Genomic DNA, 249 nt, shown 5'->3' with positions numbered 1-249 from the left:
GCTTTCCGCGGCGAAGTGCAGCACCGCACGCGGTTTGTGCTCGGCGAACAAAGCGTCGAGTGCGCTGCGATCGCAGATATCCGCGCGCACGAAGATATGCTTCGGGTTGCCCTGTTGCGACTTGAGCGTACCCAGATTGCCGGCGTACGTCAGCTTGTCCACGTTCAGTACCGCTTCGTCCGACGCGTTGAGCCAGTCGAGCACGAAATTGGCGCCGATAAAACCGGCGCCGCCCGTTACCAGAATCAT

The 249-nt window shown here is 60.6% G+C and carries 1 protein-coding gene; it reads right to left on the bottom strand.

What is annotated here, in order from left to right; translation table 11 throughout:
* A partial coding sequence (locus P0D70_RS37020; protein ID WP_408188158.1) for a GDP-mannose 4,6-dehydratase occupies positions 1–249 on the bottom strand: 249 nt, incomplete at both ends.

It is taken from the genome of Paraburkholderia sp. RL17-381-BIF-C, from assembly GCF_046026435.1.
In the GTDB taxonomy this organism is placed as follows: domain Bacteria; phylum Pseudomonadota; class Gammaproteobacteria; order Burkholderiales; family Burkholderiaceae; genus Paraburkholderia.
Note: the sequence above shows the minus strand (reverse complement) of the source record. Positions and strands in the feature narration are given on the sequence as shown.